Below are 387 nucleotides of genomic sequence, written 5' to 3' on the forward strand. Positions count from 1 at the left end.
TGTGCAGTTCTCAAACAACGACCAACCACCCATCACCCCGGAACCAGCGTTCCGAGTGCACTGGGGTCGGCACTGAAGGCAGCCACAATCGGCCGTACCCTCAGACACCCAACAGCGTGCCCGACACAATCCCCTGACTTTCACGTTCCACGCCGAAGCAGTACTAGCGAAGCCAAACAATCGTGCCGAATAGTCAACGTTCCACCCATGAGCAACCACCGTCGAACATTTGCCGACGTAATGGCCCTGGACCACCAAGCAAGCTTGGCGGCCTAGATGCTCCTTAGAAAGGAGGTGATCCAGCCGCACCTTCCGGTACGGCTACCTTGTTACGACTTCGTCCCAATCGCCAGTCCCACCTTCGACAGCTCCCTCCCACAAGGGGTT

1 rRNA gene is annotated in these 387 nt (G+C 57.9%); it reads right to left on the reverse strand.

Annotation, left to right across the window (positions count from 1 at the left end):
• Positions 1-287: 287 nt before the first annotated feature.
• Positions 288-387: ribosomal RNA gene (locus GUY60_RS38115) — 16S ribosomal RNA — on the reverse strand; the annotation flags it as partial.

It is taken from the genome of Streptomyces boluensis (assembly GCF_009908195.1).
In the GTDB taxonomy this organism is placed as follows: Bacteria; Actinomycetota; Actinomycetes; order Streptomycetales; family Streptomycetaceae; genus Streptomyces; species Streptomyces boluensis.